The 25,650-nt window shown below is 62.9% G+C and carries 21 protein-coding genes and 2 pseudogenes; 9 read left to right on the top strand and 14 right to left on the bottom strand.

Going from position 1 to position 25,650, the window contains the following annotated elements; genetic code table 11:
• Positions 1-269 precede the first annotated feature (269 nt).
• The 3 genes from ACQ4W6_RS21095 to ACQ4W6_RS21085 all read right to left on the bottom strand — a co-directional run bounded on the left by ACQ4W6_RS21095 (position 270) and on the right by ACQ4W6_RS21085 (position 3,521).
• A complete protein-coding gene (locus ACQ4W6_RS21095; RefSeq protein WP_436569127.1) occupies positions 270-533 on the bottom strand; it encodes a hypothetical protein in 264 nt (87 codons plus the stop codon).
• Between the two features lie 130 nt (positions 534-663).
• A complete protein-coding gene (locus ACQ4W6_RS21090) occupies positions 664-1,356 on the bottom strand; it encodes a tetratricopeptide repeat protein (RefSeq protein ID WP_436569126.1) in 693 nt (230 codons plus the stop codon).
• A 68-nt stretch (positions 1,357-1,424) separates the two neighbouring features.
• Positions 1,425-3,521 (bottom strand): bifunctional 2',3'-cyclic-nucleotide 2'-phosphodiesterase/3'-nucleotidase, encoded by a 2,097-nt coding sequence (locus tag ACQ4W6_RS21085; protein WP_436569125.1) that lies wholly within the window; start codon positions 3,519-3,521, stop codon positions 1,425-1,427.
• A gap of 294 nt (positions 3,522-3,815) precedes the next feature.
• Between ACQ4W6_RS21085 and zigA the strand changes: the two genes are divergently transcribed.
• From zigA to ACQ4W6_RS21070, 3 genes are all read left to right on the top strand, one after another.
• A complete protein-coding gene (gene zigA / locus ACQ4W6_RS21080) occupies positions 3,816-5,042 on the top strand; it encodes a zinc metallochaperone GTPase ZigA (RefSeq protein ID WP_436569124.1) in 1,227 nt (408 codons plus the stop codon).
• Positions 5,043-5,061: 19 nt separating this feature from the next.
• Positions 5,062-6,075 carry a CobW family GTP-binding protein gene (locus tag ACQ4W6_RS21075; protein WP_436569123.1) on the top strand — a complete coding sequence of 338 codons (1,014 nt, stop codon included), beginning with the start codon at positions 5,062-5,064 and terminating at the stop codon, positions 6,073-6,075.
• A gap of 174 nt (positions 6,076-6,249) precedes the next feature.
• The gene (locus tag ACQ4W6_RS21070) at positions 6,250-6,648 is read left to right on the top strand and encodes a GFA family protein (protein WP_436569122.1); all 399 of its coding nucleotides are present in this window, start codon (positions 6,250-6,252) and stop codon (positions 6,646-6,648) included.
• A 113-nt stretch (positions 6,649-6,761) separates the two neighbouring features.
• Here the strand turns inward: ACQ4W6_RS21070 and ACQ4W6_RS21065 are convergent, their stop codons facing one another.
• From ACQ4W6_RS21065 to ACQ4W6_RS21035, 7 genes are all read right to left on the bottom strand, one after another.
• The gene (locus ACQ4W6_RS21065) at positions 6,762-7,187 is read right to left on the bottom strand and encodes a Fur family transcriptional regulator (protein WP_436569121.1); all 426 of its coding nucleotides are present in this window, start codon (positions 7,185-7,187) and stop codon (positions 6,762-6,764) included.
• Positions 7,188-7,291: 104 nt separating this feature from the next.
• Complete coding sequence (locus tag ACQ4W6_RS21060) at positions 7,292-8,650, bottom strand: alpha/beta hydrolase (protein WP_436569120.1); 1,359 nt, start codon at positions 8,648-8,650, stop codon at positions 7,292-7,294.
• A 108-nt stretch (positions 8,651-8,758) separates the two neighbouring features.
• Positions 8,759-9,622 carry a proteasome-type protease gene (locus ACQ4W6_RS21055; protein ID WP_436569119.1) on the bottom strand — a complete coding sequence of 288 codons (864 nt, stop codon included), beginning with the start codon at positions 9,620-9,622 and terminating at the stop codon, positions 8,759-8,761.
• Between the two features lie 91 nt (positions 9,623-9,713).
• On the bottom strand, positions 9,714-10,523 hold the full coding sequence (locus ACQ4W6_RS21050) for a transglutaminase family protein (RefSeq protein ID WP_436569118.1): 810 nt from the start codon (positions 10,521-10,523) through the stop codon (positions 9,714-9,716).
• Entirely contained in the window at positions 10,523-11,467 is a 945-nt protein-coding gene (locus tag ACQ4W6_RS21045) for an alpha-E domain-containing protein (protein WP_436569117.1), read from the bottom strand. The genes ACQ4W6_RS21050 and ACQ4W6_RS21045 overlap by 1 nt, the downstream gene beginning before the upstream one ends.
• Entirely contained in the window at positions 11,461-12,924 is a 1,464-nt protein-coding gene (locus tag ACQ4W6_RS21040) for a circularly permuted type 2 ATP-grasp protein (RefSeq protein WP_436569116.1), read from the bottom strand. The genes ACQ4W6_RS21045 and ACQ4W6_RS21040 overlap by 7 nt, the downstream gene beginning before the upstream one ends.
• Positions 12,925-13,071: 147 nt before the next feature.
• Positions 13,072-14,223 (bottom strand): sensor histidine kinase, encoded by a 1,152-nt coding sequence (locus tag ACQ4W6_RS21035; RefSeq protein ID WP_436569115.1) that lies wholly within the window; start codon positions 14,221-14,223, stop codon positions 13,072-13,074.
• A gap of 767 nt (positions 14,224-14,990) precedes the next feature.
• Here ACQ4W6_RS21035 and ACQ4W6_RS21030 point away from each other — a divergent pair.
• Positions 14,991-15,407 (top strand): DUF2384 domain-containing protein, encoded by a 417-nt coding sequence (locus ACQ4W6_RS21030; RefSeq protein ID WP_436569114.1) that lies wholly within the window; start codon positions 14,991-14,993, stop codon positions 15,405-15,407.
• The gene (locus ACQ4W6_RS21025) at positions 15,404-15,913 is read left to right on the top strand and encodes an RES family NAD+ phosphorylase (RefSeq protein ID WP_436569113.1); all 510 of its coding nucleotides are present in this window, start codon (positions 15,404-15,406) and stop codon (positions 15,911-15,913) included. The genes ACQ4W6_RS21030 and ACQ4W6_RS21025 overlap by 4 nt, the downstream gene beginning before the upstream one ends.
• A 95-nt stretch (positions 15,914-16,008) precedes the next feature.
• On the opposite strand, the pseudogene ACQ4W6_RS21020 reads toward ACQ4W6_RS21025, so the two are convergent.
• The 3 genes and pseudogenes from ACQ4W6_RS21020 to ACQ4W6_RS21010 all read right to left on the bottom strand — a co-directional run.
• Positions 16,009-16,862: pseudogene (locus ACQ4W6_RS21020) on the bottom strand (Tn3 family transposase); the annotation flags it as partial.
• Positions 16,854-17,519, bottom strand: a pseudogene (locus ACQ4W6_RS21015) (IS4 family transposase); the annotation flags it as partial. The pseudogenes ACQ4W6_RS21015 and ACQ4W6_RS21020, both read right to left, overlap by 9 nt.
• An 82-nt stretch (positions 17,520-17,601) precedes the next feature.
• Positions 17,602-19,809, bottom strand: coding sequence for a TonB-dependent receptor (locus ACQ4W6_RS21010; protein WP_436569112.1), 2,208 nt, complete (start codon positions 19,807-19,809; stop codon positions 17,602-17,604).
• A gap of 228 nt (positions 19,810-20,037) precedes the next feature.
• Between ACQ4W6_RS21010 and ACQ4W6_RS21005 the strand changes: the two genes are divergently transcribed.
• The 3 genes from ACQ4W6_RS21005 to ACQ4W6_RS20995 all read left to right on the top strand — a co-directional run bounded on the left by ACQ4W6_RS21005 (position 20,038) and on the right by ACQ4W6_RS20995 (position 23,166).
• Positions 20,038-20,739, top strand: coding sequence for a hypothetical protein (locus ACQ4W6_RS21005; RefSeq protein ID WP_436569111.1), 702 nt, complete (start codon positions 20,038-20,040; stop codon positions 20,737-20,739).
• 140 nt (positions 20,740-20,879) lie between these two features.
• Positions 20,880-21,833: a 2-hydroxyacid dehydrogenase gene (locus ACQ4W6_RS21000; RefSeq protein WP_436569110.1), complete on the top strand. Its 954-nt coding sequence runs from the start codon at positions 20,880-20,882 to the stop codon at positions 21,831-21,833.
• A gap of 148 nt (positions 21,834-21,981) precedes the next feature.
• Entirely contained in the window at positions 21,982-23,166 is a 1,185-nt protein-coding gene (locus tag ACQ4W6_RS20995; protein WP_436569199.1) for a low temperature requirement protein A, read from the top strand.
• Positions 23,167-23,171: 5 nt separating this feature from the next.
• Here the strand turns inward: ACQ4W6_RS20995 and ACQ4W6_RS20990 are convergent, their stop codons facing one another.
• Positions 23,172-24,068, bottom strand: coding sequence for a LysR family transcriptional regulator (locus ACQ4W6_RS20990; RefSeq protein ID WP_436569109.1), 897 nt, complete (start codon positions 24,066-24,068; stop codon positions 23,172-23,174).
• 63 nt (positions 24,069-24,131) lie between these two features.
• Here ACQ4W6_RS20990 and ACQ4W6_RS20985 point away from each other — a divergent pair, with 63 nt between their 5' ends.
• Positions 24,132-25,640 (top strand): MFS transporter, encoded by a 1,509-nt coding sequence (locus tag ACQ4W6_RS20985; protein ID WP_436569108.1) that lies wholly within the window; start codon positions 24,132-24,134, stop codon positions 25,638-25,640.
• Positions 25,641-25,650: the final 10 nt, after the last annotated feature.

Genomic DNA, 25,650 nt, shown 5'->3' with positions numbered 1-25,650 from the left:
ACTCTTTCTTTATAGTGAGGTCAACGGACGAGCCCAGGTATCGACTCAAATACTGGCTGGGTTGAGTCGGCATGCAGTACGCACATGCGGCACTCACCGGGGCTGGTCCAGAGCAACAGATTTCTAAAAAGCAATTTCAGTGTAATCCATTTCGAGGCCGGCAGCAGCCCCGCCGCCTCCGAAGAAGCGGCGAATCTATCATAGCCTCTCGGCAATACTCTCCGCAACACGTTTGACGCCGCGCAAGGCCGCTCGCCACCGCTGCCATCTCAGCGGTATTTGGCCCAGTTCGCCCGCAGCCACGTCAGAACCGCCCCGTGGCCGCGTATCTCGGCCGGCAAGTGGCGCTGGATCAGTCGTTCGCATTTGAGCGCCGTCGCCAGGCTGCCGCCCGACCAGCTGTTGCAGCTGAACAGCACCTCGTACCATTCGTTGCGGTTCAGCAGCGCGCTGTCGGGCAGGTGGCGCTGCGCCGGGTCGTCGCCGGCCGCCGCGCCATCGGCATACACGAATTGCAGGTCGGACTTTTTCATGGGGCCACTTCGGGGATCTGTCATGCGTTGCCTCGCGATCAGCTTGCGCAAGGACGGCTTGTCCGTGCCCGCCCAGCGTATGCCTGTTGCGGGCGGAACATTCAACAATCCTGCCCGGCCTTGACCTGGCTTAAAACTTGTTCCAGTTGTTATGCCGGTGCTCGGTCGCTTCCTTCATCAGGTGGCCGGCGCGCAAGGCATCGTCCGCCTGCACCGTCATGGCCAGTTCCTGGATGGCGGGCGGGTATTCGTGGTGGGCTGCTTCTTCCAGCAAGGCACGGCCCTTGGCCAAGTCGCGCGCCACGCCGCGGCCTTCGCGGTAGGCGTTGTACAGCAAAAACATGGCGTGCGGGTTGCCCAGTTCGCCAGACTTTTCCAGCCAGCGCGCCGCCACTGCCGGGTCTTTCGGCACGCCTTCGCCATTTGCGGCCAGCAGTCCCAGCATCAGGGCCGCTTTTGCATGGCCTTGCTGCGCCGCTTGGCGATACCACGGCCATGCCTGGTCCGGCGTAGCTGGACGCAACATCTGGCCCAGTTCGAACGCCGCCTCCGTGTCGCCGGCGCGGGCCGCCTGCTCGAACAAGGTCAAGGCATCGGCGCGGCGCGCTGGACGGGACTGGTAAATGAGGGCCAGTTCGCGCTCGGCGACGGGCATGTCCTTGTTGGCCCAGCTGCGCACACGGCGCTCGGCCTTGTGGTCGCCCGCCTGGCGCGCGTGCATGGCGACGGCTTCGATTTCTGCCGCCGTGGGCGGCGGCGAGGACTGGCAGGCCGCCAGCGCGGTAGCGAGCACGATGGCGGGCAGGGAGAGAGCATGTTTCATCCTGATCACTTTCAAGAAAGACAGGCCGGAACAGTCGTAATCCCGGCCCGCAGAGCTATTAACGCAACTTATTTGCTGAGATCGATGCGGTACTTGGCAAAGCCGCTCGCGTCGAGCCCGCCTTCGGACGCCACGTTGGCGATGCCGCCGCTTTGCGCCAGCGCCAGGTGGCCCGGTGCCGAGCGCAGGATCACGGGGCCGGCCGTGGCAGTCTTGACGAAGCTCCAGCTGCGCGCACTGCCGTTGTTGGCAAGAGTCACCTTGCCGCCCTTGGTGCTCAGCGACGCCAGGTAATTGCTGACCACGGCCTGGTTGGCGTCCGGCGACTTGATGATGGTCTTGCTGCCGTCGATGCCAGGCACGGCGCCGCCGCCGCCGGCGCGGTAGTCGTTGGTGGCAACGATGAAATCATCGCCATCGGCCACGGGCGCACCCTTGTACGTGAGGTTGACGATGCGGCTGCCAGCCACTTTCGTCACGTCGATCTGGTACGTCAGCGCATTGTTTTCCGCGTAAAACACGTCATAGTTGTAAATCGTGCCATACGAGGGCACCAGATCCTGCTCGGCGGTATTGGCCGGGTTGATCTGGGCAAACTGCCTGGCCGACGTTTCCAGCCATGCCTTCAAGTCCGAACCCTTGATCTTCACGGCTTGCAGGTTGTTATTGCTATATAAATACAAATCGCCCGGATTGCGCACCTGCAAGCCAATCGGTGCGGCTGGCGTGGCGCCTGCGGCCACGTCCGTGAAGTCCGATGGTCCGTTGCGGCCCGCCTTGAATGGCGCGCTGCACGAAATGACGGGGATATTCTTGTAGCCCGACAAGGTAGCGTCCGTGCTGGTGGCGATGAAGTTCTTCACGTAGTCGAGCTGCGCCTGGTTCACCAGCTGGATGGCGCTGACGTCGCCCACCAGCGCGAAATAGGCGGACATCTCGAAGTCCGTGCTGATGCCCAGCGGCTGCTTGGCGTAGGCGATGGTGGCCGCGTGCTCGGTGGCGACCAGCGGCGCGATGGCCGGGTCGGCTTTCACCAGGGTCGTGCCATCCGTGTACTTGAAGCCGCGCGACTCGACCGTGGTCTTGGTCGGCTGCACCACCCATTTACCGCCCTGGTAAGCCATGGTCAATTTGATGATGCCCAGGCGGCGGCCCCAGCTTTGCGCCATGACGGTGGGCACGCCGTTGACGAAACCGTTATCGGCGTCGATCTTCGCGCTGGCCGGGAAGGCGGTAAACGAGGCGTCCAGCGCGGCGGCGCCCACTTCCTTGCCTTTCGGGAAGATCAAATGCGAGTGGCCGATCATCAGCGCGTCGATGCCCGTGCTGGTCAGGTGATAGCTGCCGTTTTCCATCTTCGGGCTGTAGGCGCTGGTGTCCAGGCCGCCATGCGACAGGGCCACGACGATGTCGGCGCCCTTGCTGCGCAGTTCCGGCACGTATTGCCTGGCCGCTTCCTGCACGCCCGTCACGCTAACCTTGCCGGCGAGCACTTTTTGATCCCATTCGAGGATTTGCGGCGGCACAAAGCTCAGCACGCCCACATTGATTTTCACATTGAGCTTGCTGCCGTCCGGCTTCACGGCCGTGAAGTCGCGCGGCAGCAAGGTGTAGGGCTGGAAGATGGGCTTGCCGCTGGCCACGCCGACGACGTTGCTCAGCACGGAAGGGAAGGTGGGCGCGCCGCAGTTGCCGGCCGGCTTGGCCACGCCGGGAATGCCGAAATCCGTGTTGGTGATCTGGCTCAGGTACGCCAGGCCGTAGTTGAATTCGTGGTTGCCCATGCCGCCCGCGTCGTACTTGAGCGCGTTCATGGCCTTGTGCACGGCCAGGGTGCCGGTACACGGCACGGGGGCGGCCACGGCCTGCAAGTCTGCCAGCAAGGTGCCCTGGATGACGTCGCCATCGTCGAGCAAGACATTGTTCGGATTTTCCGCGCGCGCCGCCTGGATCAGGGTGGACGTGCGTTCCAGTCCCAGGCTGGTGTCTTCGGCCAGCGCGTAGTAGTTATAGCTGAGCACATTCGAATGGATGTCCGTCGTTTCCAGCAACGCCACGGTGACCGTCGTGCCTTCCGGAATGACCAGCGCCGTCGTTGCACCACCGTTGCAGCCAGTTAAACCCACACTTGCCAGCGCCGCCAGCATGACCCAATTTGTTTTCATTACCGCCCTCGGAAAGATGCAAAGAACACAACTGTAACGCCGCCATATGACGCCGCGATGACAGCCGTGCAGGGCGCATGGATACGGCGTTGCGCGCAGGCAGCCACGGCCCTTGCCAGCCTGGCCGCAGCGATTTGTCCGAGCCGGGCGACCCCCGGCAGGCGTGGCGCCAGGCCCGCATCAAAGATTGCCGCACAAATGCAAGTGAGCTGCATTATAATTCAAAACGCAATACACTTGCATTTAAAGATAAGCCATCCATTGCCCCCTCTCCGACTCATCCAAAGGATTTCCATGACCCAGCGCACACTTCCCGTCACCGTCCTGTCCGGCTTTCTCGGCGCAGGCAAGACCACCTTGCTCAACCACATACTGCGCAATCGCGAAGGCAAGCGCGTGGCCGTCATCGTCAACGACATGAGCGAGGTCAATATCGACGCCTCGCTGGTCGGGGAGGGCGCCGAGGCGGCCGGCGCGGCCCTGTCGCGCACGGAAGAAAAACTGGTGGAAATGTCGAACGGCTGCATCTGCTGCACCCTGCGCGACGACCTGTTGCTGGAAGTGCGGCGCCTGGCCGCAGAAGAGCGTTTCGACTACCTGTTGATCGAATCAACGGGCGTGGGTGAGCCGATGCCCGTGGCCGCCACCTTCGACTTCGAGAACGAGCACGGCGACAGCCTGAACGACGTGGCGCGCATCGACTGCATGGTCACCGTGGTCGACTGCGCCAACTTGCTGGCCGATTTTCACAGCGAAGACAGCCTGGAGCAGCGCGGCGAAATCGCGGGCGAGGGCGACGACCGCCAGCTGGCCAACTTGCTCACCGAACAGATCGAGTTTGCCAATGTGATCGTCCTCAACAAGGTGGACATGGTGGCTGCCGACGAGCGCTTGCGCGTGCTGGCCATCCTCAAGGCGCTGAACCCGGGCGCGCGCATCATCGAGACGAACCAGTCCGTTGTGCCGCTGGACGCCATCCTCGGCACGAATCTGTTCAATCTGGAGCAGGCGGCAAGCATGCCTGGCTGGGCCCAGGAGCTGGCGGGCGCGCATACGCCGGAGACGCAAACCTACGGCATCGGCAGTTTCGTGTACCGGTCGAGAGAACCGTTCCATGCGCAACGCCTGCACGACTTCATCTCGCAACCGATCAAGGGAGTGCTGCGCAGCAAGGGTTATTTCTGGCTGGGCAGCCGCCCCGAATGGGTGGCCAGCCTGTCCGGCGCGGGCAAGCTGATGAATATCGAACCGGTGGGCCTGTGGTGGGCGTCCGTGCCGAAGGAGCGCTGGCCGACGGATGCCGAATCGCTGGCCGAAATGCATGCAGACTGGAGCGAGACCTACGGCGACCGCTACCAGGAAATCGTCTTCATCGGCCAGGACATGGACCAGGCCGCCATCGAGGCGAACCTGCAGAAATGTCAACTCAACGACACGGAAACGCGCAAGGGCATGGCGGCCTGGCGCACGCTGCCCGACCCTTTTCCCCAATGGCAGCGCATGGAAGAACTGGAAGACTAACCTTGAAGAGGAAAGCAGCATGACAGAATTGATCCCCGTCACCATCATCACGGGTTTTCTCGGCAGCGGGAAGACCACCTTGCTCAAGCGTATATTGCAGGGCGACCACGGCTACCGTATCGCCGTGATCGAAAATGAATTTGCCGCCGAAAGCATCGACCATGGCTTGCTGGTGCAGGACAGCAGCGAGCAGATCGTGGAAATGAACAATGGCTGCATCTGCTGCAGCGTGCGCGGCGACCTGATCCGCATCCTGGGTGAGTTGCAGGCCAAACGCGAGGCTGGCACCATCGCGTTCGACCACGTGATCATTGAAACGACGGGCCTGGCCGCGCCCGGTCCCGTGGCGCAAACGTTCTTTGCCGAACCGTCTGTCAGCGAGTTTTACATGCTCGACGCCATTTTGACGGTGATCGATGCGCGCCATGCGCAGCAGCAACTCACCATGCACAAGGAAGCGCAGGAGCAGGTGGGCTTTGCCGACCGCCTGCTGCTGTCGAAGACGGATTTAATCAGCAAGACCGAACTGGCCGCCCTGCGCCAGCGTTTGATCGCCATCAATTGCCGTGCCAGCATGCAAAAGGTCAGCTTTGGCAATGTGCCGCTGCGCGACATATTGAATATCCGTGGCTTCAACCTGAACGCCATCGTCGAGCTGGAACCGGATTTCCTCGGCGAATTGGGCCACCGACATGGCGACGGCGTGCAATCGTTCGTGTATCACCAGGCCCACGCCTTCGATTTGCTGCAGGTGGAAAACTTTCTCGATGCCGTGGTGCAGCTGATCGGCACCCAGCTGATGCGCTACAAGGGCATATTAAACATTGCTGACACGCCATGCCGCGCCGTCTTCCAGGGCGTGCATATGCTGATGGGCTCGGAACTGGGCGCACCGTGGCGCGACGGCGAGACGCGCGCCAGCAAGATGATTTTCATTGGCCGCGACTTGCCGCAGGATATGCTGATCCGCGGCCTGGACCGCTGCGTGGCCGTGGCGGGCGCGGCCAGCGCAGTCAATCGGGTGGCCGCATGAGCGTCATGGTGAACTTTAACTGGAATAAGGCATTAATTTACGTAAAATATTTATCAAGAGCTGCGAAGATCCGTCGTATTTTGCTGTGGCTCGGGTCGCATACAGCTGGGTGCGCGGAATGCTTACCCTCAAGATACTGCACCAGCTATACTGCACGCAGCGATGAAAAGGAGCATGATGAGCAAGCACGATGCACACTGTAGTTGTGGCCAACTGACCCTGAGCGCCGAGGCGGCGCCAGTACGCGTTTCGGTGTGTCACTGCCTGGCCTGCCAGAGACGCACCGGGAGTGCATTTGGGCAGCAGGCCAGATTCGCCCGGGAGGCCGTTTCCATTCGTGGCAATAGCACGCAATATGTGCGGATCGGTGATTCTGGCGGTAGTGTGACGTTTAGTTTTTGTCCTTGCTGCGGCGCGACCGTTTTCTTTGAGTTGAGTGGTTCGCCTGACGTTATTGCCATTCCTGTCGGCGCGTTCGGTGACCCGACATTCATGGCGCCATCGGTGTCGATTTTCAACCAGTATCAACATGGCTGGGTCGCGGTGCCTGAGACGATGCAAAGACTCGATTAGCGCACAGCTGACGAGGTAAATTGTCGCACGGCCCATCGTCGATTCATTCAATACGTCGAGGGTCTATGACGAGCATCACCTGGCGCTATTGCTCAGGTAATGTCAGATGCCGCTTATTTGCAGCGCGGGCACAGGCCCTTGATCAGGTAATCGACTTCGTCGCCGCTAAAACCTTCCGGCAAGGCCACGGGCGTGGGCAGCTTGACTTCGTTGAAGCAGGTGACGTTGGCGCATTTGGTGCACTGGAAATGCGCGTGCTCGTGCGCCTGGTGGCCGGCCCCGGCGCTGAAGCGCCATACCTGGTCGGCACCGGCGATGCGGTGCACCAGTTCATTTTCCGTCAGCCATTCCAGCACGCGGTACAGGGTGACGGAGTCGATATCGCTGTCCTGCGACAGCGCCTGCTGGATTTCATGGTGGGTCAGCGAACGGCTTTGCACCATTAAAAAATCGAGCACCTTCACGCGCGTCTTGGTGACGCGGGCGTTGGTGTTGCGGATCAGTGATTCGGCGTGCTGCGTAGAAGAAGATGTCAACATAATATGGCCTGCTTACGGGTGGACGGGCTGGCGGCGTGATCGCCGTGCCTTTGGCACCCTCATGGCCGTATCTTAGCATGCGTGCCGCGCCTCATGAAACCGCGTCATGGTTTGAACGTCCAATAGCGGCCCGCCACGGTATCGACGGGGTCGAGAAAGCGCTGGTCGGCGCGGGCATTGTTGCGTATCAAATAAAACATGTCGGACAGGGCCGAGCGCTTTTCCGCAAAATAGGAATGCTTGATGAAGCTGGTGTCGACCCCGGTCGCGTCGATGGTTTCCACGCCTGCCACGATCAGCATGCCGGCGCCGCTGTCGCCCGCGCGCGGGTAGCCGTGCACGGCTTTCGAGGCAGCCAGCGCCAAGTCTTGCGACGAGGCATACAGGGTGACGGGGTTGCGCGCGCCTGCCAGTTTCGGCGCGATATCGTGCTGGAAGATGGCGGCGTCGATGTCGGGCGCGGACAGGATGAGCTCGGTAATCTTTTGCGCCAGCAGCGGCTGCGCGGCCAGCAAGTCGGCCACGGCGCGCGCCAGGCCCCGGCTGCCCATGCTGTGGCCCACCAGATATACCTGCGCCGCTTGCGTGCTGGCGAGGAAATCGGCCAGGAAGGCCGTGAGGTGGGGCGTGCTCCACTCGATATTGTTTTCATCGATGGTGTAGCCGGCGATGTCGCCCTGCGATGGCCAGCTGTAGAAGACGGGCGCGCCGTCGAAGCCCAGGTCGTAGGCCATCTGCCCCGTGCGCCGCGCCGCGTCTTCAAACGTGACATTGAATCCGTGGACAAAGATGAACGCGCTCTTGCCGGCCGAGGCGCGCACCTGGGTTTTCACGGCGGCAAAAAAGTTGTCGCGGTCTTGCAGCTCGGCATCGAGCAAGACCACGTGCTTGGCCGGGTCTTCGCGAAATTCCAGGCGCCACAGCGATGGCGATTCCAGCTGGCCCATGCGATGGTCGCGCGGGATGCTGATGGCGCAGCTGCCATAGCTGAGCGGGCCGTCGTCCGGCCCCGTGCTGCGCTGGCCGCTGAAACGCTGGGCCGGCGGCTTGCCCAGGTCGCGCTGCCGGTCCGTGGCGAAATACACTTTCACCACGGCATAGTTCGACACGATGGCGATTTTTTCCAGCATGTCGGGCACGGCAGCAGGCACTGCTGCAGGCGCGGCAGTGGTGGAGTGCGCCAGCGCATCGAGCAAGCCTTGCGCGGCAAACAGGGTGGCCATGTCGTCCGGCACTTTCGCCGTGGACAAGGCCGTAGATAAGGCTGCAGAGAGCGCCAGTTGCAGCTGCGCATTGGCAGGCGCGGCCTCCAGCGCGGCGATGGCGGCCAGAATGGTGGCAGCGCTGTCGAGCCTGCTGATGGCCCTCTTGATTTGCCGGTAATAGGCCGCGACGGCCTCGGGCGCGTGATCGGGCGCGCCATGTTCGATGGCCGCGACGACGGCGGAAGTGATCAGGTCCATGCGCCACCTGCCTTTCGGGTCAATCTGGATTGAATATCAATGCACATTGCCATAAAAGCACGCAAATAAGGACTTGTCCAGCGGCGCACGCACATGGCGCGCTTTCGGTCAATGTTGCTTGTCGTCGCGCAATTGCTGCGCCAGCGATTGCAGCGGGCCAGGGCTGACGTGCTCGGGCAGGGCCACGCGCACGGGCTTGCTGTGCATATTGGTCGATGACAAGACATTCGTCGTGGTTTCCGACGCGGTGTTCCACACGGGATCGGCGATGCCTTCGAACACGTGTTTCAATTGTTCGCCCCAGGTATCGCGGATCATGCGGAAATACTGGTTCTTTTCATCGATGGTGACGAAGCGCGTGACGGCCAGGCTGCCCGTCGCGTAGACCAGCAAGTCCAGCGGCAAGCCGACGGAAATGTTCGAGCGCAAGGTCGAATCCATGGAAATGAGCGCGCACTTGGCCGCTTCGTCGAGCCGGGTCGCCGGGTTGATGACCCGATCGATGATGGGCTTGCCGTATTTGGCTTCGCCGATCTGGAAATACGTGTTTTCATCGTGCGATTCGATGAAGTTGCCGGCCGAATACACCTGGAACAGGCGGCAGCGCTCGGCGCCTATCTGGCCGCCCAGGATGATGCTCACATTAAAGTCGATGCCGCACTCGGCCAGGGCTTTGGCTTCGCGCTGGTGCACGGTGCGCACGGCGTCGCCCACGATGCGCGCCGCGTCGTACATGCTGGTCACGTTCCAGATGCTGCGCCCGTCTGCATCGACGTGTTCGGCGACCAGCTGGCGAATCGCTTGCGAGATCGACAAGTTTCCTGCCGTCATCAACACCAGCATGCGCTCGCCCGGGTTTTCAAACACGCTCATCTTGCGGAAGGTGCCCACCTGGTCCACGCCAGCGTTGGTGCGGGAGTCGGACAGGAAGACCAGGCCTTCGTCGAGGCGCACGCCTATGCAATATGTCATCGTCGTAAATCGCGTAAAAGGGAAAGCATTCTACACCAGCCGGGCCCTGCCAATCTGCTTGCGAGGCCCGGCCAGCCGCGTTTCTGCGCCATTACACGGGAATGATCTGCACATCGACGCGCAAGGTCTCCGTGCCGCCACCCTGGCGCACGCCGCGCACGGGCGCGGCCGAATCGTAGTCGCGTCCGATGGCCAGGCGGCAATACGCATCCGTCATCAGGCGCGCATGCGTCACGTCGATGCTGACCCAGCCCGCGAAATCGCTGTCCTCGGCCCAGGCATCGACCCAGGCATGGCTGGCCGCGTGGCCCGTCGTGCCCGGATCGATATAGCCGGACACATAGCGCGCCGGGATGCCCCAGGCGTGGCAGCAGGCCAGGAACAGGTGGGCGTGGTCCTGGCACACGCCGCGCCCCAGCGCCAGCGCGTCGCCGGCCGTGGTGGTGACCATGGTGGCGCCGCTTTCATAGGCCACCTTGCCGACGATGTTCTCGGCCAGGCGCAGCAAGTGCCCCGTGCCGGCCGTCATCCGCCGGTCCGGCAGGCTGGCGCAAGCCAGCGCTTCAATGCCGGGGCCGGCCTGCGTCAGGCGCGTCGGCATGGTAAACAACAGGGGCGAGAGGGTATCGACCAGATTCAGCCGGCCTTGATATGGGTAGATGGTTTCCACCACGCCCTGTGCGACGAGGCTCAGGGCGTGATGGCTGCCGTGAATGGTCAGCATGTGCGACAAATTGCCGTAGGCATCCGTATAGGCGTGGCACTGGCCCGGCGTGGTGATTTGCCAGGACAGGGAGCGCTGCTGCGGCTCGATACGCGGCGTCAGGTTCAGTTGCTGGATTGTGTAGGCCAGCGGCGCAGTGTAGGCGTAATGGGTTTCGTGGCGGATGGTGAGTTGCATCAGGCCGCCAGGGGAACGAGGAAGTCGCGGCTGACCCGGTTGCCCAGGTCATAGATGTTTTCCAGAAACTGCGTCAGGGTTAGGTGCAGGCCCGCCTTCATGATGTCGTCGATGTGGCCAAATTTCAGCTCCGCATGCAACTTGCCCGCAAACCTTTCTGTATCGGCTGAAACATCGTTGCGGATGTGTTTCAAGTTTTCCACCACGTCATCCATGCAAGCGAGCAAGGAACGGGGCATGTCGCCGCGCAGCATCAGCAGTTCAGCCACGCGCGCCGGGGTAATCACGTCGCGGTACACCTTGCGGTAGATTTCAAAGCCGGAAACGGAGCGCAGCAGGGCCGCCCAGTAGTAAAAATCGCGCTGCGTGACGTCTTTCGAAGTGTCGCGCGCGCCATGGAACTTCACGTCGAGGATGCGCGCCGTGTTGTCGGCCCGCTCCAAAAAAGTGCCCAGGCGAATGAAATGAATCGCCTCGTCCTTGAGCATGGTGCCCAAAGTGACGCCGCGCGACAAATGCGAGCGGTATTTGACCCATTCGAAGAACTGGCTGGGGTCCGTTTCCAGCAGATTGCTGTTCAGGCGCTGCTGCATGTCGAGCCAGGTGGCGTTCTGGATTTCCCACACTTCCGTCGTCAGCGTGCCGCGCACGGCGCGGGCGTTTTCGCGCGCACCCGTCAGGCAGGCGAAGATGGAAGACGGGTTGTTCGGATCGCGCACCATGAAGTCGAGCACGTCGCGCGTGTGGAAGCGGCCATATCGATGGTCATACGCGCTTTGCAGCTCGGAAATGCCCAGCGTGGCGCGCCAGCCCTGCTCGGCGTCCTGCTCGGACTGGGGTAGCATCGAGGTCTGCATGTTGACGTCGAGCATGCGCGCCGTGTTTTCGGCCCGCTCCGTGTAGCGGGCCATCCAGAACAGATGATCGGCGGTGCGGCTCAGCATGTTTTTTCTCCTGCGATGACAGACGATACTGCCGATGGTTCCAGCACCCAGGTATCCTTGGTGCCGCCTCCCTGCGAGGAATTGACCACCAGCGAGCCTTCGCCCAGCGCCACGCGGGTCAGGCCGCCTGGCACCATGGAAATGGTCTTGCCGGACAGCACGAACGGGCGCAAATCGATGTGGCGCGGCGCGATGCCGGCCTCGACATAGGTGGGGCAGGCGGACAGGGCTAGCGTGGGCTGGGCGATATAGCCGCCCGGATTGGCCAGCAGGCGCTGGCGGAAGTCCTCGATCTGCGCCAGGCTCGATGCCGGTCCCACCAGCATGCCGTAGCCGCCCGCGCCATGCACTTCCTTGACCACCAGTGTCGCCAGATTGGCCAGCACGTAGGACAGATCGGCCGCTTTGCGGCACTGGTAGGTGGGCACATTGTTGAGGATAGGTTCTTGCGACAGGTAAAACCTGATCATGTCGGGAACAAAAGGGTAGATCGACTTGTCGTCGGCCACGCCCGTGCCGATGGCGTTCGCCAGGGTGACGCGCCCCGCGCGGTAGACGGACAGCAGGCCCGGCACGCCCAGCGAGGAATCGGAGCGGAAGGCCAGCGGATCGAGGAAATCGTCGTCCACCCGGCGATAGATCACGTCGACGCGCTTCGGCCCGCGCGTGGTGCGCATGTAGACCGAGTTGTCGTTGACAAACAAATCCTTGCCTTCCACCAGTTCCACGCCCATTTGCTGGGCTAAAAACGCGTGTTCGAAGTAGGCCGAGTTATACATGCCCGGTGTCATGACGACGACCGTGGGGTCATCCACGCCCATCGGCGCCACCGAGCGCAGGTTATCTAACAGCATGTCCGGGTAATGGTCGACGGGGGCGATGCGGTTGCGCGCGAACAGTTCCGGGAACAGGCGCATCATCATCTTGCGGTCTTCCAGCATGTAGGAGACGCCCGACGGCACCCGCAGATTGTCTTCCAGTACATAAAATTCGCCCTTGCCGGCGCGCACGATATCCACCCCCGCGATGTGCGCATAGATGTCGGAAGCGACGGCAATGCCCTGCATTTCCGGGCGGTACTGGGCATTCTTGTAGATTTGCTCGGCGGGAATGATGCCGGCCTTGATGATGTTTTGCGCATGATAAATATCATGGATGAACATGTTCAAGGCTTGCACGCGCTGCACCAGGCCCGTCTGCATCTGCGCCCATTCGGCGGCGGGGATGATGCGCGGGATGGTGTCGAAGGGAATCAGCCGTTCCGTGCCCGCATCGTCGCCATACACGGCAAACGTGATGCCGACGCGGCGAAACGTCAGGTCGGCTTCGGCCCGCTTGCGGGCGATGGTGTCGGGGGACTGCTGCGCCAGCCAGCTGTCAAATTCACGATAGTGTTCACGTACCTTGCTGTCCGTACCCACTTCATCTGCAGTCATTTCATTGAAAAAATTTGCCATGTTGTGATTTCCCTGGAGCCGTGTCTGTGTATAGCCCAGCAGAAATCGTGCCAGTGCGGTAGCGGTAGAAGAGTGTAAAAATGACCACTTATGTGGCGCAAAGCCGCCATTCGCACCGACTTGGTGCGCTGCTGGCGACCTTAAGTGTCAGTTTCCGGGCATGCCGGTCGGCACGACGAACGGCCGGCAATCGACGGGTACATCGAAGATGAAGCTGGTGCCCGTTTCCGGGGCGCTGTCGACGGCGACGCTGCCGCCATGGCTTTCGGCCACGTTTTGCACGAAGGGCAGGCCGATGCCCCAGCCTGGCGCCGAGCCGTGGTTTTCCCGGCGCAGGTAGTCAAAGATGCGTTGCATCTGGTCCGGCGCGATGGCGCGCCCGCCATTGTGCACGGTGATGAGCAGGCGCTCGTGGGTTTCCTCCACATGCACGCTGATGGGCTCGTGATTGCCATACTTGAGGGCGTTGCCGAGCAGGTTTTCCAGCGCGCGGCGCAGCGAATTCTCGCACCACCAGCCGCTGACGGCATGCCCGCTGACCACGCATTTGCCGGGCTGCTGCAAGTTGAGCTGGCTGGCCACGGCGTGCGCCAGCGGCAGGACGTCGAAGTGGCTCAGGACCAGCGGCAACTGCTGGCCCCGGTGGTAGCTGAGGCTGTCGAGCAATTCCTCGATCATGCTGTCGAGCCGCTTGCCGTGCGCGGCGATCTGCTGCGCCAGCTGGGCCACCCGCTCCGGCTCGGCTGGCTGCAGCAGCAGCTGGGCGCTGGTGCACATCACGGCCAGCGGATTGCGCATGTCGTGCGACAGGCCGGCCGCGATGCGGCGCCGGAAGCCGTCGTGCGTGCTGGTAAATGCGCGTATCGATTCGCGGATGCCCGTATCGATCGATACGTTGATGGTGTGCCATTCCTTGCCGCGCAGGGCGATGCCGGATTCCTGCGCGATGGCGGCGAAGCAGTCGCGGAAGATCTGGTACTCCTCGATGAGCTGTTCCGGCCCGTAAGTGGTCATGCGCGCCCGTTCGTTGCCATGCATGGCCGGCACATTGCTGTTGCTGGCGGCATTGTCGCGCGGGTGTCCCGGCGTGAGGGCCGCGGCCAGGTTGTCGAAAAAGGCTGGCAAGGTATTGATGAGGATGGGTGTCAGCAGCCGGTCGGCCCCGCGCACGCTGGCGCGCACCTGGTGTTCCCATGCGTTGAGAACGGCATCGCGCATGGCGAAGATGCGCTGCGCCCGCATCAGCGGATGGGCTGCGGCTGCCTGCTGATCCGTGTGATGATCCGTGGCAATATTCACCTGAAGTCCTGGCAGGGGCTATGTTTTCAATAGTATGCGCCGAATCGGCGGCCAGGGAAACGCTTTAATGCTCAGGTTTGGCTTGCTGTAGCGCAGTATTCAGGCGGGCCGGCGCTGCCGACCAATCGGCCAGGGAAAAGTTCTGCGGATCATCATGACCGTTCGCAAAGCCCGTATCGAGGACGGCGTGGAAGGCGGGAACCAGCCACGCGCCCTTGCGCACGCTGGCAGCTGTGTACAGCAGGGCCAGCCGCGCATATTGCGCCGGCGTAAAACCGGGATCGGGCGGCAGGCCATCGTTGCCCTTGGCGCCACCAGCGATTCGCCCAGGCGATTCACATACACGTGGCCTTTCGGGCCGCTGCCCAGGGCGGGATTGCGCTGGCAGGCAGGGACAGGCATAACAGGAGGGCGGGAAACAATTTCATGCGGGCATTGTGGGTCTGAGGTGCAGTGGAACGGAAAACCGGGTTAAGGAAAATCCTTGATTCGGACGTGGCACGTCCACACGGGCATTGCATAAAAAATCAGCCACTTATTACTTTCGCGTCTATGTGTCATTTCTGGCCGTATCCCGCCTGCCCACTCTACTCATCGTTGGCCGGGTTGAGTAACGGCCACAGCTCACCTTGGGGAGAATAGGTGATGCGGCCGATATTCTTCCTCGATGGCGGATGGCTGGCCATGCTCGCGCCCTGCATTGCGAGGTTGAACAATTCTAAGAATAGTGCAATAATAGTGCATATAAAGTGCATAAAGGAGCAGACATGGCTACCGCAGATATGGCCGTCCCAGCCGGCGAGGCAGTTCCTGTATTTGACCGAAACTTTGACGGGTTCATGAATTTCCTCAATTCCGAGGCAAGCCCGTCGATTTCCCCAAAACGATTCGGACTTGTTTTTAGGGTAGATATGCAGACCCTCGCGGCGCAGGCACACGTTCACAGGAACACCGTCAGGCTGGCACCGGACACCGAGACCATCCAGTCGCACCTGCGTGAATCTGTGCGCGTGATGCGCGCTGCCGCCGATATTTCCGGCAGCATCGAAAAGGCGATCTACTGGTTCAAGAATCATCCGCTGCCGACTTTTGACTACAAGACGCCGCAGGACCTCGTTTCAGAAAAACGCACGGAAGCCCTCATCAAGTACATTCAGTCGCTCCAGGCCGGGTACACCGGATGATTCTCACCCCGCTCGACTCCATTGTCTACCGGGTCCATCAGCCGAAATGGTCATTTGCGCCTACCTCGGGAGCCGGTGCCGGCACCTATGGCGGGCGGGCCAACCGGCCTGGTGTCAATGCGCTCTACCTGTCACTGGGGCTGGAGACCGCCCTAGCCGAGTACCAGCAGCTCGATGCGCTCCTTCCGCCTGGGCTCATGGTCAGCTATAACGTAAGCATCGACGCCATCGTGGACTTCCGCAGTGGCTTTGCGAGCGACTGGGACGCGCTCTGGCAAGATTTTTACTGCGACTGGCGGAGCATGCATTTCAACCAAGGCATTGAACCCCCATCCTGGGTCATCGGCGACCAGGTCCTCGCTGCCGGCGCAAGGGGAATCCTGTTCAATTCCGCGATCACCGGCGGCGCGAATCTTGTCATCTACACTGACGCGCTGACTGGCGCAGATGCCATCAACGTTTACGATCCGAACAACGATCTCCCGAAGAACCAATCGTCCTGGTAGTAGCGGTTTCCACAAGAATTGACCAGGCGCCTCCTATCGAGGCAGCGCCCTGACTGTCGAATGTCGCCGCTCTGGCCGTATCCCGGCTGGCCACTCTACTCATCGCTCGCTGGGTTGCGCAACGGTCGCAGTTCGCCTTTGGCCACCGCATCCGGCACCGAGAGCGAATACCGGCCCAGCATGTTGATGTGCTCATGCAGCAGCGGCGAGAGCCTGGCCACGTCCTCATCCCGCACTTCGAAGCCATCCGCGCGTAGCTGGTTCAATGCGGCCTCCATGTAGCTTGTGTTCCACAGCACGATCATGTTGAGCACCAGGCCGAGCGCGCCAAGCTGGTCTTCCTGCCCTTCGAGTGCTGCCGCAGCTCCCCCCGCTTGCCATGGAAGACAGCGCGGGCTACGCTGTGTCGGCCCTCGCCCCGGTTGAGCTGGGTCAGCGTCCCCCTGCGCTTGGCTTCGTCATCGATGTACGTCAGCGTGTGTAAGGTTTTGTCGATGCGGCCGAACTTGAGCGAGCCGGCCAGGCGCAGCATGTCGTCCCAATGTGGCTCGATCTTTTGCAGGCTGATATTGTGTCCGGATACAGAATTCAGCAACCCGTAGTCGGCCTTCGAGTCGATCCGCCAGAAACGCGTACCGCCGACATCGGCCAGGCGCGGGCTGAATCGGTAACCAAGCAGGCGGAATAGTCCGAAAACCACATCGCTGTAGGCACCCGTGTCAGTCATGATCTGGGTTGGTTGAAGGTCGGTCTGCTGTTCCAGGATGACAGCCAGCAGGACCAGGCTGTCGCGCAGCGTGCCGGGCACCGTGATGTCGTTCAGGCCGGAAAACTGGTTCGATATCAGGTTGTACCAGGTTACGCCGCGCCAGACGCCAAAGTATTTCGGGTTCGGCCCGGAATGCACTGACCGTACCGGTACCACGAACCGCATGCCGTCGGCCGGCGCGCCCGGTTCGCGGGCGATGAGGCAGGTGGCGCTGACGGTCTTGTCTTTGCCCGCTGGTAGTTCCACCGGGCGCGCCCATAATTGTTGGCGCACCGTGCGCGCCTTGACGCCGTGCCGCGCCACCATCTCAAACTCGATTTCACCCAGCGGCGTGCCTGCGCTGGTGTACCGCCAGAGCTTTTCGGATTGCGGCAGGCAGCGGTTGTGTTGCGCCCGCACCAGCCAGTCGGCCGGCGTGCCCAGCTCCGGCACCCGCAGCATCAGGGGCACCAAGTCGGCCTCGCGGTCGGCAACATACACCAGGCCGGTATCCGGCAATTGCGCCGCCATCTCGGCAATGCGCTCATAGCCCTCGATCCAGCGCAAGCTTTCCTTCGGCCCGCCGCGCAGGCCCTGTTTGCCCTTCTTTTCGCGTGCCCACATCCAGGCGTCGACAATGCCCAGCGGTTGGCGATCCGGCGTCACCGCGTACGTCGGGTGCAGGTACATGCCGCGCTGGGGCTCGTGGCTCAATGGTCCCAGGCCAAATGCCTGCTAGCCGTTGAAGTCCAGTTCCGTGGTGTCCTGCAAGCACGACACCACCGGATGCGCGGCGATGCGGTGCTGCTTTTGCTGCCAGTGCGGCTCCAGGATCGCTTGCCAGTCGACGCTGGCGTTGTCGAAGAGCATTGGCACAGGTGCGCACGCGAAGCTGCCCTGATTAAGGGCAGCTTCGCGGAAAACCGGGCAAGCTGGTGATTTAAAACGCCACGCTGCCGGAAACGACGAAGGTGCGCGGCGCGGCCAGCACCAGGCTGCCCGAGTCGAACGAGGATACGGCCGAAGCCCAGTAGCTGCGGTCGGCAACGTTGTCGATGCGTGCGCGCAAGGTCACGTCATGGCCCGCCACCTGCGTCAGGTAGCGCGCGCCGATGTCGAGACGCGTCCACGATGGCAATTGCCTGGTGTTGGCCAGGTCCGCATACTGCGTCGAGGTGTAGACGCTGCGGGCGTTCAGCGACAGGCCAGGCGCGCCGGGCACATCCCATTCGCCGCCTACGCTGGCTTGCATCTTCGGTGCGCCGATGGCGTTCTTGCCGTTGTTGGCAGGCTTGTCCGTGTTGCGCTGCTGCGTATCGAGCCAGGTCAGGCCGCCCAGCAGGCGCAAGCCGTTGGCCGGCGAGCCAAACACGGACAGTTCCAGGCCCTGATTGCGCTGCTCGCCCGACAGGGTGGCGCGCGTGCCGACCACGGCTGCCAAGGGCTTGGCGGTCGAGAACAGGGCCGCGCTCATGCCCAGCTTGCCAGCATCGTACTTGACGCCGATTTCCTTTTGCTTGGATTTATACGGCGCGAAGATTTCGCCGTGGTTGCTCACCAGCTGGTCCTGCGTGCCATCGAAGTAGGTGCCGCTGGCAACCGGGCCCTTGACCAGCGCCTCGATGTAGTTGGCGTACAGAGAAACATTCTTGCTGGCCTTGAAGACGATGCCCGCCACCGGCGTGGTGGCGCTTTTGTCATAGGTGGGGCCTGACTGCACTGCCGTGCCATAGTCGTAACCCGTATCCTTGATCTGCTGGTGGCGCGCGCCCACGGTCAGCAGCACGCTGTCGCCCAGGAAGGCCATGGTGTCGGCCACGGCAAAGCTGCTGAGAATCGTCCTTTGCGTGACGCGCGGATCGCTCATCACGCCGCCGAGGAAGGTCGTGGCGGGGCGGGCCGCATCGACAGGCGCATAGATATTCGTCGGGAAACCGGAAAAATCGCTGATCGCGTAGGCATTCTTCGCTTCATTCCAGTGGCCGGACCAGCTGGCCACCACCGTATGCTTGACGGCGCCCGTGTTGAGCTTGCCGCGAATGCCCAGTTCGCCCGTGCGGATTTCCTGCTTGCGCGCATTGTCGAAGCGGTACACGCTGGCATCGCCATTGATCGATGTCAAGGCCGGTTCGGCCAGGCTGTTCGATTCCTTGGTCGAGCGGCTGCCAAACGCGGCCCAGGCCACCACATCCGTGGCGAGGTCGACTTCGGCGCGCGCCGTGCCAAACACATCGTGTTCCTTCGAGAAACTCCATGGCTGGGCGAAATTTTTAGACGCATCGGGTGCGCCAGGCAAGACCGCCACGCGGCCGATGTTGACGGAAGGGCGGGGCGCCGTCAGGTCGAAGTTCTGGTAGCCGGCGTCGGCCGACAGGCGAACGCCACGGCCACGATAGTCGAGGCCGACCGAGAACATGCCTACGTCGTGCTCTTCGCGCTCGATGCTGGTCTCGCCCTGGCGCTTGGCGGCGTTGATGCGCACGCCAAATTGCTTGTTCTCGCCAAAGCGGCGCGCCACGTCGATGGCGGCGTAGGCATGGCCACCCGTTTCTACGCCCACCGTCAGTTCCGTCAGCGGCGTATTGCCGGCGCGCTTGGGCATCAGGTTGATGGCGCCGCCGATGCCGCTGCCGCCTGGCGCGGCGCCATTCAGGAAGGCGCTGGCGCCGCGAAACACTTCCACGCGCTCGAGCAATTCCGGCGATACATACTGGCGCGGCAAGACGCCGTACAGGCCGTTGTACGCCACATCATCGGAATCGAGGGCGAAACCGCGGATCACATACACTTCCTGGAAATTGCCGTAGCCGCGCGACATGCGCACGGCCGCATCGCTCTGCAGCAAGTCGCCCACGCTGCGCGCCTGCTGGTCGGCAATGAATTGCTGTGTGTAACTGGTGCTGCCGAACGGCGAGTCCATCATGTCCACCGAACCCAAGATGCCCATGCGCCCGCCGCGCGCCACCTGTCCACCGGCATAGGCCTTGGATAAACCTTCGGCCGAGGCATCGGCCGAAGCGTTCACCACCACCGTCGGCATGGTTTGTGCGTCGCCGCCCTCTGGCGCCGTTTGCGCATGGACGGCGGAGCTGGCCAGCAGGAAGGCGGCCAGGGCGAAAGGGGTAGGGGCGAGGTGGAACTTGCGCATGGTTTTACTGAATATTAGTGAGAATGATTATCATTATAGTCTTCGGCGCAGAAAAGCGTGTAAATCCATGTCAAGGAAATTAAAATAGTGCGGCGGCGACACTTTACGCACCAGGCACTGGATTTTTCTAAAAAAAGGCGCGTCTGGCGATACCTTGTGGATTTATTAATGCTTATCGGAAAGTCTGGCTAAAATGCAGCATCGCGCTTCGCGCTTACAGGACACCGCATGCCCATGCTCCTCCGCCATTCCCCGCCTGCCGCAGCGCGCACGCTGCTGCCGCGCTGGCTCAGCCTGAAAGGCGCGGCTGTCGTGCTGATCCTGGCCATGCATGCGCTGGGCCTGTATTTCCTGCTCTTGCCGCCACGCCAGTTGAAGCAATACACGGAAGTGGCCTTCATGACCCTGATGCCGCCCCGGCCGCTGCCGCGCACGCCACCGATGCCTTTGCCGATGCCCATGCCGCGCAAGCGCGCCGTGGCGCCGGCTGTGCCTACTGTGCCGACTATTGCTGCAGCGCCGGCGCAAACAGAGCCTGCACCAGTCACCGCCGAGGCGATTACGGCGCCCGCCGCCGAGCAGGCAGCCGCGCCCGCAAGCGTGCCGTCCACTGACGACTTGCGCACACGCGCCCGCTTGGCGGCGGGCGCTGCCGACAAGGCCTTGCGCGGCGAACTGAAGAAAGACAAGCCCTGGCTGGCTGCGCCGGAGCTACCCGGCGAGAGCAAGTTCCAGAAACTCGTCGCCTCGGCCTGGCGCGGTGGCCCCGTGCTGACGGTGGAAGACTATCTGACGGCAGATGGCCGGCCCGCCTCGCGCGTGCGCACGCCAGGCGGCTCGAGCTGCTTTGCCATGGCCGGCAATCCTGGCGCCGGCGCCGACCCGTTCAAGACGGGCGGCAAGCTGAAAAAAGTGCCTTGCCCAAGTTGAAATGGCACGCAAAGACCGTGCCCTGCGCATGGTCTTAATGGCTTTTCCGCAGCCGCCATCCCCGGCTGGGCGTCAACTATGCTAAGTTGCGTCTGCGTTTGTTTCACTTGTTTCCTACGCCGACACCATCCTGGACGCCCATGCCACCCGATATCCTCATCCTCGCCCCCAGCCCCTCGGCTGCCGTCAACGCGCAGCTGGAACAACAGTACACCTGCCATCACGCCTGGCAACAGGCACCGGAGGAACGCCACGCCTGGCTGGCCGAGCTGGCGCCCTGCATCCGCGCCGTCGTCACCACGGGCGTCCTTGGCTTGAACGCGACCGACATGGGCTTGCTGCCAAACCTGGAAATCGTCGCCGTCAATGGCGTCGGCCTCGACAGTGTGGCGCTCGATGTGGCGCGCCAGCGCGGCATCGCCGTCACCACCACGCCGAATGTGCTGACGGACGACGTGGCCGACGTGGCGCTGGGCTTGCTGCTGGCCAGCGTGCGGCATATCGCCGCGCTCGACCGTTTCGTGCGCGACGGCCGCTGGGAGCGCCGCGAGGCGATCGCCCCTGCGTCCAGCCTGCGCGGCAAGACGGCCGGCATCTTCGGCTTTGGCCAGATCGGGCAAGCCATCGCGCTGCGCCTGGCCGCCTTCGGCATCCACGTGCGCTATTACCAGCCGCGCGCCATTGCCGGCACGGCCGTGCCGCGCGCCGAGTCCCTGCTGGCCCTGGCGCAGGAAAGCGATTATCTGATCGTCTGCGCGCCTGGCACGCCCGCCACGCGCAAGATCATCGACCGCAGCGTGCTCGATGCGCTGGGCCCGCAAGGCACCCTGATCAATATCGCGCGCGGAGCCTTGATCGACGAGGCGGCCATGATTGCCGCCTTGCAAGATGGCCACCTGGGCGCGGCCGGCCTCGACGTGTTTGCGGACGAACCGAACGTGCCGGCTGCCCTGCGCGCCTTGCCGAATGTGGTGCTGACGCCGCACGTGGGCAGCCTGACCGTGGAAACGCGCCATGCGATGGGGCAATTAGTGGTGGATAATCTGCAGGCGCACTTCGCCGGCTTACCCTTGCCGACACGCGTAAAGTTGTAGGCGCAACAATTTTTTTGCCGGGCCAGCCTAGCTGCCCGGCGTGATGGCGTGACACATTGCCAAAGGCACGCTCCTGGGCCGAGCGCACTGCGCCAGCACGTTCACGGCACAATCAGGTATACATATTAGTGAAAGAGTATTTATGGAATTGACAAAATCGCTATTGCGCAAGCGCGGCGGGCAGGACAGCGGCAAGGTGAGCATGATCGAGCTGTTCTTCGACCTGGTGTTCGTCTTTGCCGTGACGCAGCTGTCGCATGGCTTGCTGGCGCACTTGAGCGCCATGGGCTGGCTGCAGACGGGCTTGCTGTTGATGGCCGTCTGGTGGGTATGGATTTATACCTCGTGGATCACCAACTGGCTCGACCCCGAACGCATTCCCGTGCGCATCAGCCTGTTTGCCTTGATGCTGGGCGGGCTGATCATGTCGGCCTCGATACCCGAAGCGTTTGGCACGCGCGGCCTGGGCTTTGCGCTCGCCTACGTGGCCATGCAGGTGGGCCGCCCCCTGTTTGCCTGGTGGGCCGTGCGCGATGAAGAGCTGTCGCGCCGCCGCAATTTCCAGCGCATCGGCTTGTGGGCCGCGTTTTCCGGCATCTTCTGGATCGCCGGCGGCCTCGCCGCGCCCGAGCAGCGCATCTTCTGGTGGGCCGTGGCCCTGCTGATCGACCTGGCGGGACCGTGGATGCAGTTCGGCATGCCTGGCCTGGGCCGCTCGTCGATGGCCGACTGGGATGTCGATGGCGGCCACATGGCCGAGCGCTGCGCCCTGTTCGTCATCATCGCCCTGGGCGAATCGCTGCTGGTGACGGGCGCCACCTTTGCCGGACTGGAGTGGACGGCTGCCAACTGGCTCGGTTTCCTGTCGGCATTGGTCGGCAGCATCGCCATGTGGTGGATTTACTTTGACACGGGCGCCGAAGCGGGCCAGCACCGCATCGCCCAAGCGAAAGACCCGGGCCGCATCGCGCGCAAGGCGTATACCTATATCCACCTGCTGATCGTGGGCGGCGTGATCGTCAGCGCCGTGGCCGACGAACTGGCCCTCGTGCATCCCGACGAAGCGAGCTTCGCCGGCATCAGCGCCTTGCTGGGCGGCCCGATTTTGTACCTGCTGGGTAATGCGCTCTTCAAATGGGTCAGCAATGACCGCCCGACGCCGCCGCTGTCGCACCTGCTGGGCATATTGATCATCATGGCGCTGATCCCGATGGCTTACGGCCGTTTGTACTCGCCGTTGACACTGGCCTGTATCACCAGTTGCGTGCTGGTACTGGTTGCCGTGTGGGAGCACATGGCCTTGCGCCGCCCGCCACCGGAAATCGATCCTTAATATCGCTAAGCCAACGCCGCCGGGCGCAACTGGGCAATAAAAGCGCGCGCGGCGGGCGCCTGTTCGTGGCGGCGGAATGCCGCCGCGATTTCCGAGCTGATTGGCGGCCCTGCCAGTTCGCGGAAGCACACTCCAGGCAATTGCACGCTGGCCATCACGGAGTGGGGCACGATGGCGCAGCCCACGCCCAGCGACACTTCCGTCAGCACGGCCACCAGGCTGCCGGGACGCGACACCACCTGCGCCGCAAAGCCGCCGCGCCGGCTCACCTCCAAAGTTCCCAATTCCTGTTCCGGCACGATCAATGCCTGCTGCGCCAGCGCGGCCGGCCCGACCACCTCCACTTGCGCGAGCGCACAATCAGCCGGCACGGCCAGCACGAAGCGGTCGCGCAGCAAGACCACGCTGGCGATGCCGTCCGGGTAATGCAGGGGAGGGCGCACGAAGGCCAGGTCCAGGCGGCTCTGGTCCAGCAGTTCCGGCAAGCTCTCCATCGCATATTCGCGCGCGCTGATATGGATGCCCGGATAAGCGGCGCGAAAACAGGCAAACTGCGCCTGCAGCACGCCAGAATACGCGGCCGAGGCCACATAGCCGATTTCCAGGCGCCCCAGTTCGCCCCGTCCCGCGCGCCGCGCCACGTCTTGCGCCTGTGCCAGCTGCTCCAGCGCGCGCGCCGCCTCGATCGCGAACAGTTCGCCGGCGGGCGTCAGGACTACGTTGCGCTTGCTGCGCTGGAACAAGCGCGTGCCCAGCAGGCTTTCCGTTTCCTGCACCTGCTTGGTCAGCGCGGGCGGCGAAATACCCAGTTCGGCCGCCGCCCGCGCGAAATGCAGGCTGTGCGCGACGGCCAGCACGCAGCGGAAATGCCGCAATTCCAGCGATTTTTCTGTATTCACCATGGATTAATTATAAAACGATTGTCTTATAACAAGAAATAACACCAGCCTGCTTACAATTGACGCATGAAAAACCTGAACCGCTCCCAAAACTGGCTTCTATATACGTGCTCGGGCGTGTGCGCGCTGATCATGCTCGACACCAACGTCGTGGCCGTCTCCTTGCCCTCGATCGCCCGTTCGCTCAACGCCAGCTTCGTCGACGTGGAATGGGTGGTCAGCGCCTACATGCTGGCGTTCGCCTCGTTCCTCTTGCCGGCAGGCAGCATCGCCGACCGCCTGGGGCGCCGCCGTGTGATGCTGTTCGGCCTGGCCATCTTCGCGCTGGCCTCATTGTTATGCGGCCTGGCCTGGACGCCGTTCGTGCTCAACGTGGCGCGCGCCATCAAGGGCCTGGGCGCGGCGCTGCTGCTGACGTCCGCGCTGGCCGTCATCGGCCACACCTTCCATGCGCAGGCCGACAGGGCGCGTGCCTGGTCGGTCTGGGGCGCGGCCATGGGCGTGGCCATGACGGTGGCCCCCCTGTTGGGTGGCCTGATCACCAGCGCCATCAACTGGCGCTGGATTTTCTATCTGAACCTGCCCGTGGTTGCCATCTTGATGTGGCTGGTGAAGCGCCACGTGGAAGAATCAAAAGACGCTTCCCATGCCAGCTTCGACCCGCTGGGCGCGCTACTGTTTCCGGCCGGCCTGTTCTGCATCATCTGGGGCTTGATCGATGCTGGCGTGGCGGGCTGGGCCAGCCGCGCCAGCATGCTGCGCTTTATCGGCGGCGCGGCGCTGCTTGCCGTATTTGTCGTCGCCGAACGGCGGCAACGGGCGCCGATGGTCGACCTGACACTGTTCGGCCGCCGCGTGTTCGTCGGCGCCGTGCTGGGCATGTTCGGCTACGCCATCGCCGCGCAAGTGATGATGACCTTTCTACCGCTGTACCTGCAGAATGCGTTCGGCTTTTCCGCCGTCATCGCCGGCTGCGCCATGCTGCCATTTGCCGTCGCCATGGTGGTGTTTTCCCGCTTGGCGCCGCGCGCCATGCGCTGGCTGGACGACCGCGGCATCCTGGTGACGGGTTTGCTGATCGTCGCCGCCGGCAACGTGGCCACGGCGTTTGCTGCCGCCAGCCTGCAATATGGCTGGGTGGCGGCCGGCATGGTCGTCACGGGCGCAGGCGCGGGTTTGCTCAACGGCACCACGCAAAAGGCCATCCTGGCCTGCATTCCCCGCGAGCGCACGGGCATGGGCTCGGGCATCAGCACCACCACGCGTTTCGTCGGCATCGTGCTGGCCGTGGGCGGCCTGGGCGCCGTGCTGGCCATGCGCACGGCGGCGTCATTCGAGCGTCTGGCGTGGCTGCACGGCTTGAAGGCGTCGCCCGACATGATAGGGCGCATCGTCGCTGGCAATGCGGCCGAGGCGTTTGGCCAGTTGCCGCCCGCCATGCAGGCGCTGGCGCAGGAAGCGGCGCGGCACGCCTTCATCGACGGCTTTGCCAGTGTCTTGCAGCTGGCAGGGGCGCTGGCGGCCTTGGTGGCGGCGCTGGTATTCGTGCTGGCGCGGCCGGTGGAAAAAGTGTAACTCTTCAGCA

The organism is Janthinobacterium woesei, assembly GCF_051380875.1.
Lineage (GTDB): Bacteria > Pseudomonadota > Gammaproteobacteria > Burkholderiales > Burkholderiaceae_D > Janthinobacterium.
Note: the sequence above shows the minus strand (reverse complement) of the source record. Positions and strands in the feature narration are given on the sequence as shown.

What these genes read in the sequence shown, in the direction of transcription:
- ACQ4W6_RS21030 (WP_436569114.1), top strand. Translation starts at nt 14,991, where the DNA reads ATGGCTACCGCAGATATGGCCGTCCCAGCCGGCGAGGCAGTTCCTGTA.
- ACQ4W6_RS21070 (WP_436569122.1), top strand. Translation starts at nt 6,250, where the DNA reads ATGATGAGCAAGCACGATGCACACTGTAGTTGTGGCCAACTGACCCTG.
- ACQ4W6_RS21085 (WP_436569125.1), bottom strand. Translation starts at nt 3,521, where the DNA reads ATGAAAACAAATTGGGTCATGCTGGCGGCGCTGGCAAGTGTGGGTTTA.
- ACQ4W6_RS21010 (WP_436569112.1), bottom strand. Translation starts at nt 19,809, where the DNA reads ATGCGCAAGTTCCACCTCGCCCCTACCCCTTTCGCCCTGGCCGCCTTC.
- ACQ4W6_RS21005 (WP_436569111.1), top strand. Translation starts at nt 20,038, where the DNA reads ATGCCCATGCTCCTCCGCCATTCCCCGCCTGCCGCAGCGCGCACGCTG.
- ACQ4W6_RS21065 (WP_436569121.1), bottom strand. Translation starts at nt 7,187, where the DNA reads ATGTTGACATCTTCTTCTACGCAGCACGCCGAATCACTGATCCGCAAC.
- zigA (WP_436569124.1), top strand. Translation starts at nt 3,816, where the DNA reads ATGACCCAGCGCACACTTCCCGTCACCGTCCTGTCCGGCTTTCTCGGC.
- ACQ4W6_RS21045 (WP_436569117.1), bottom strand. Translation starts at nt 11,467, where the DNA reads ATGCTGAGCCGCACCGCCGATCATCTGTTCTGGATGGCCCGCTACACG.
- ACQ4W6_RS21050 (WP_436569118.1), bottom strand. Translation starts at nt 10,523, where the DNA reads ATGCAACTCACCATCCGCCACGAAACCCATTACGCCTACACTGCGCCG.
- ACQ4W6_RS21095 (WP_436569127.1), bottom strand. Translation starts at nt 533, where the DNA reads ATGAAAAAGTCCGACCTGCAATTCGTGTATGCCGATGGCGCGGCGGCC.
- ACQ4W6_RS21075 (WP_436569123.1), top strand. Translation starts at nt 5,062, where the DNA reads ATGACAGAATTGATCCCCGTCACCATCATCACGGGTTTTCTCGGCAGC.
- ACQ4W6_RS21000 (WP_436569110.1), top strand. Translation starts at nt 20,880, where the DNA reads ATGCCACCCGATATCCTCATCCTCGCCCCCAGCCCCTCGGCTGCCGTC.
- ACQ4W6_RS21060 (WP_436569120.1), bottom strand. Translation starts at nt 8,650, where the DNA reads ATGGACCTGATCACTTCCGCCGTCGTCGCGGCCATCGAACATGGCGCG.
- ACQ4W6_RS21090 (WP_436569126.1), bottom strand. Translation starts at nt 1,356, where the DNA reads ATGAAACATGCTCTCTCCCTGCCCGCCATCGTGCTCGCTACCGCGCTG.
- ACQ4W6_RS21025 (WP_436569113.1), top strand. Translation starts at nt 15,404, where the DNA reads ATGATTCTCACCCCGCTCGACTCCATTGTCTACCGGGTCCATCAGCCG.
- ACQ4W6_RS20990 (WP_436569109.1), bottom strand. Translation starts at nt 24,068, where the DNA reads ATGGTGAATACAGAAAAATCGCTGGAATTGCGGCATTTCCGCTGCGTG.
- ACQ4W6_RS21040 (WP_436569116.1), bottom strand. Translation starts at nt 12,924, where the DNA reads ATGGCAAATTTTTTCAATGAAATGACTGCAGATGAAGTGGGTACGGAC.
- ACQ4W6_RS21055 (WP_436569119.1), bottom strand. Translation starts at nt 9,622, where the DNA reads ATGACATATTGCATAGGCGTGCGCCTCGACGAAGGCCTGGTCTTCCTG.
- ACQ4W6_RS20985 (WP_436569108.1), top strand. Translation starts at nt 24,132, where the DNA reads ATGAAAAACCTGAACCGCTCCCAAAACTGGCTTCTATATACGTGCTCG.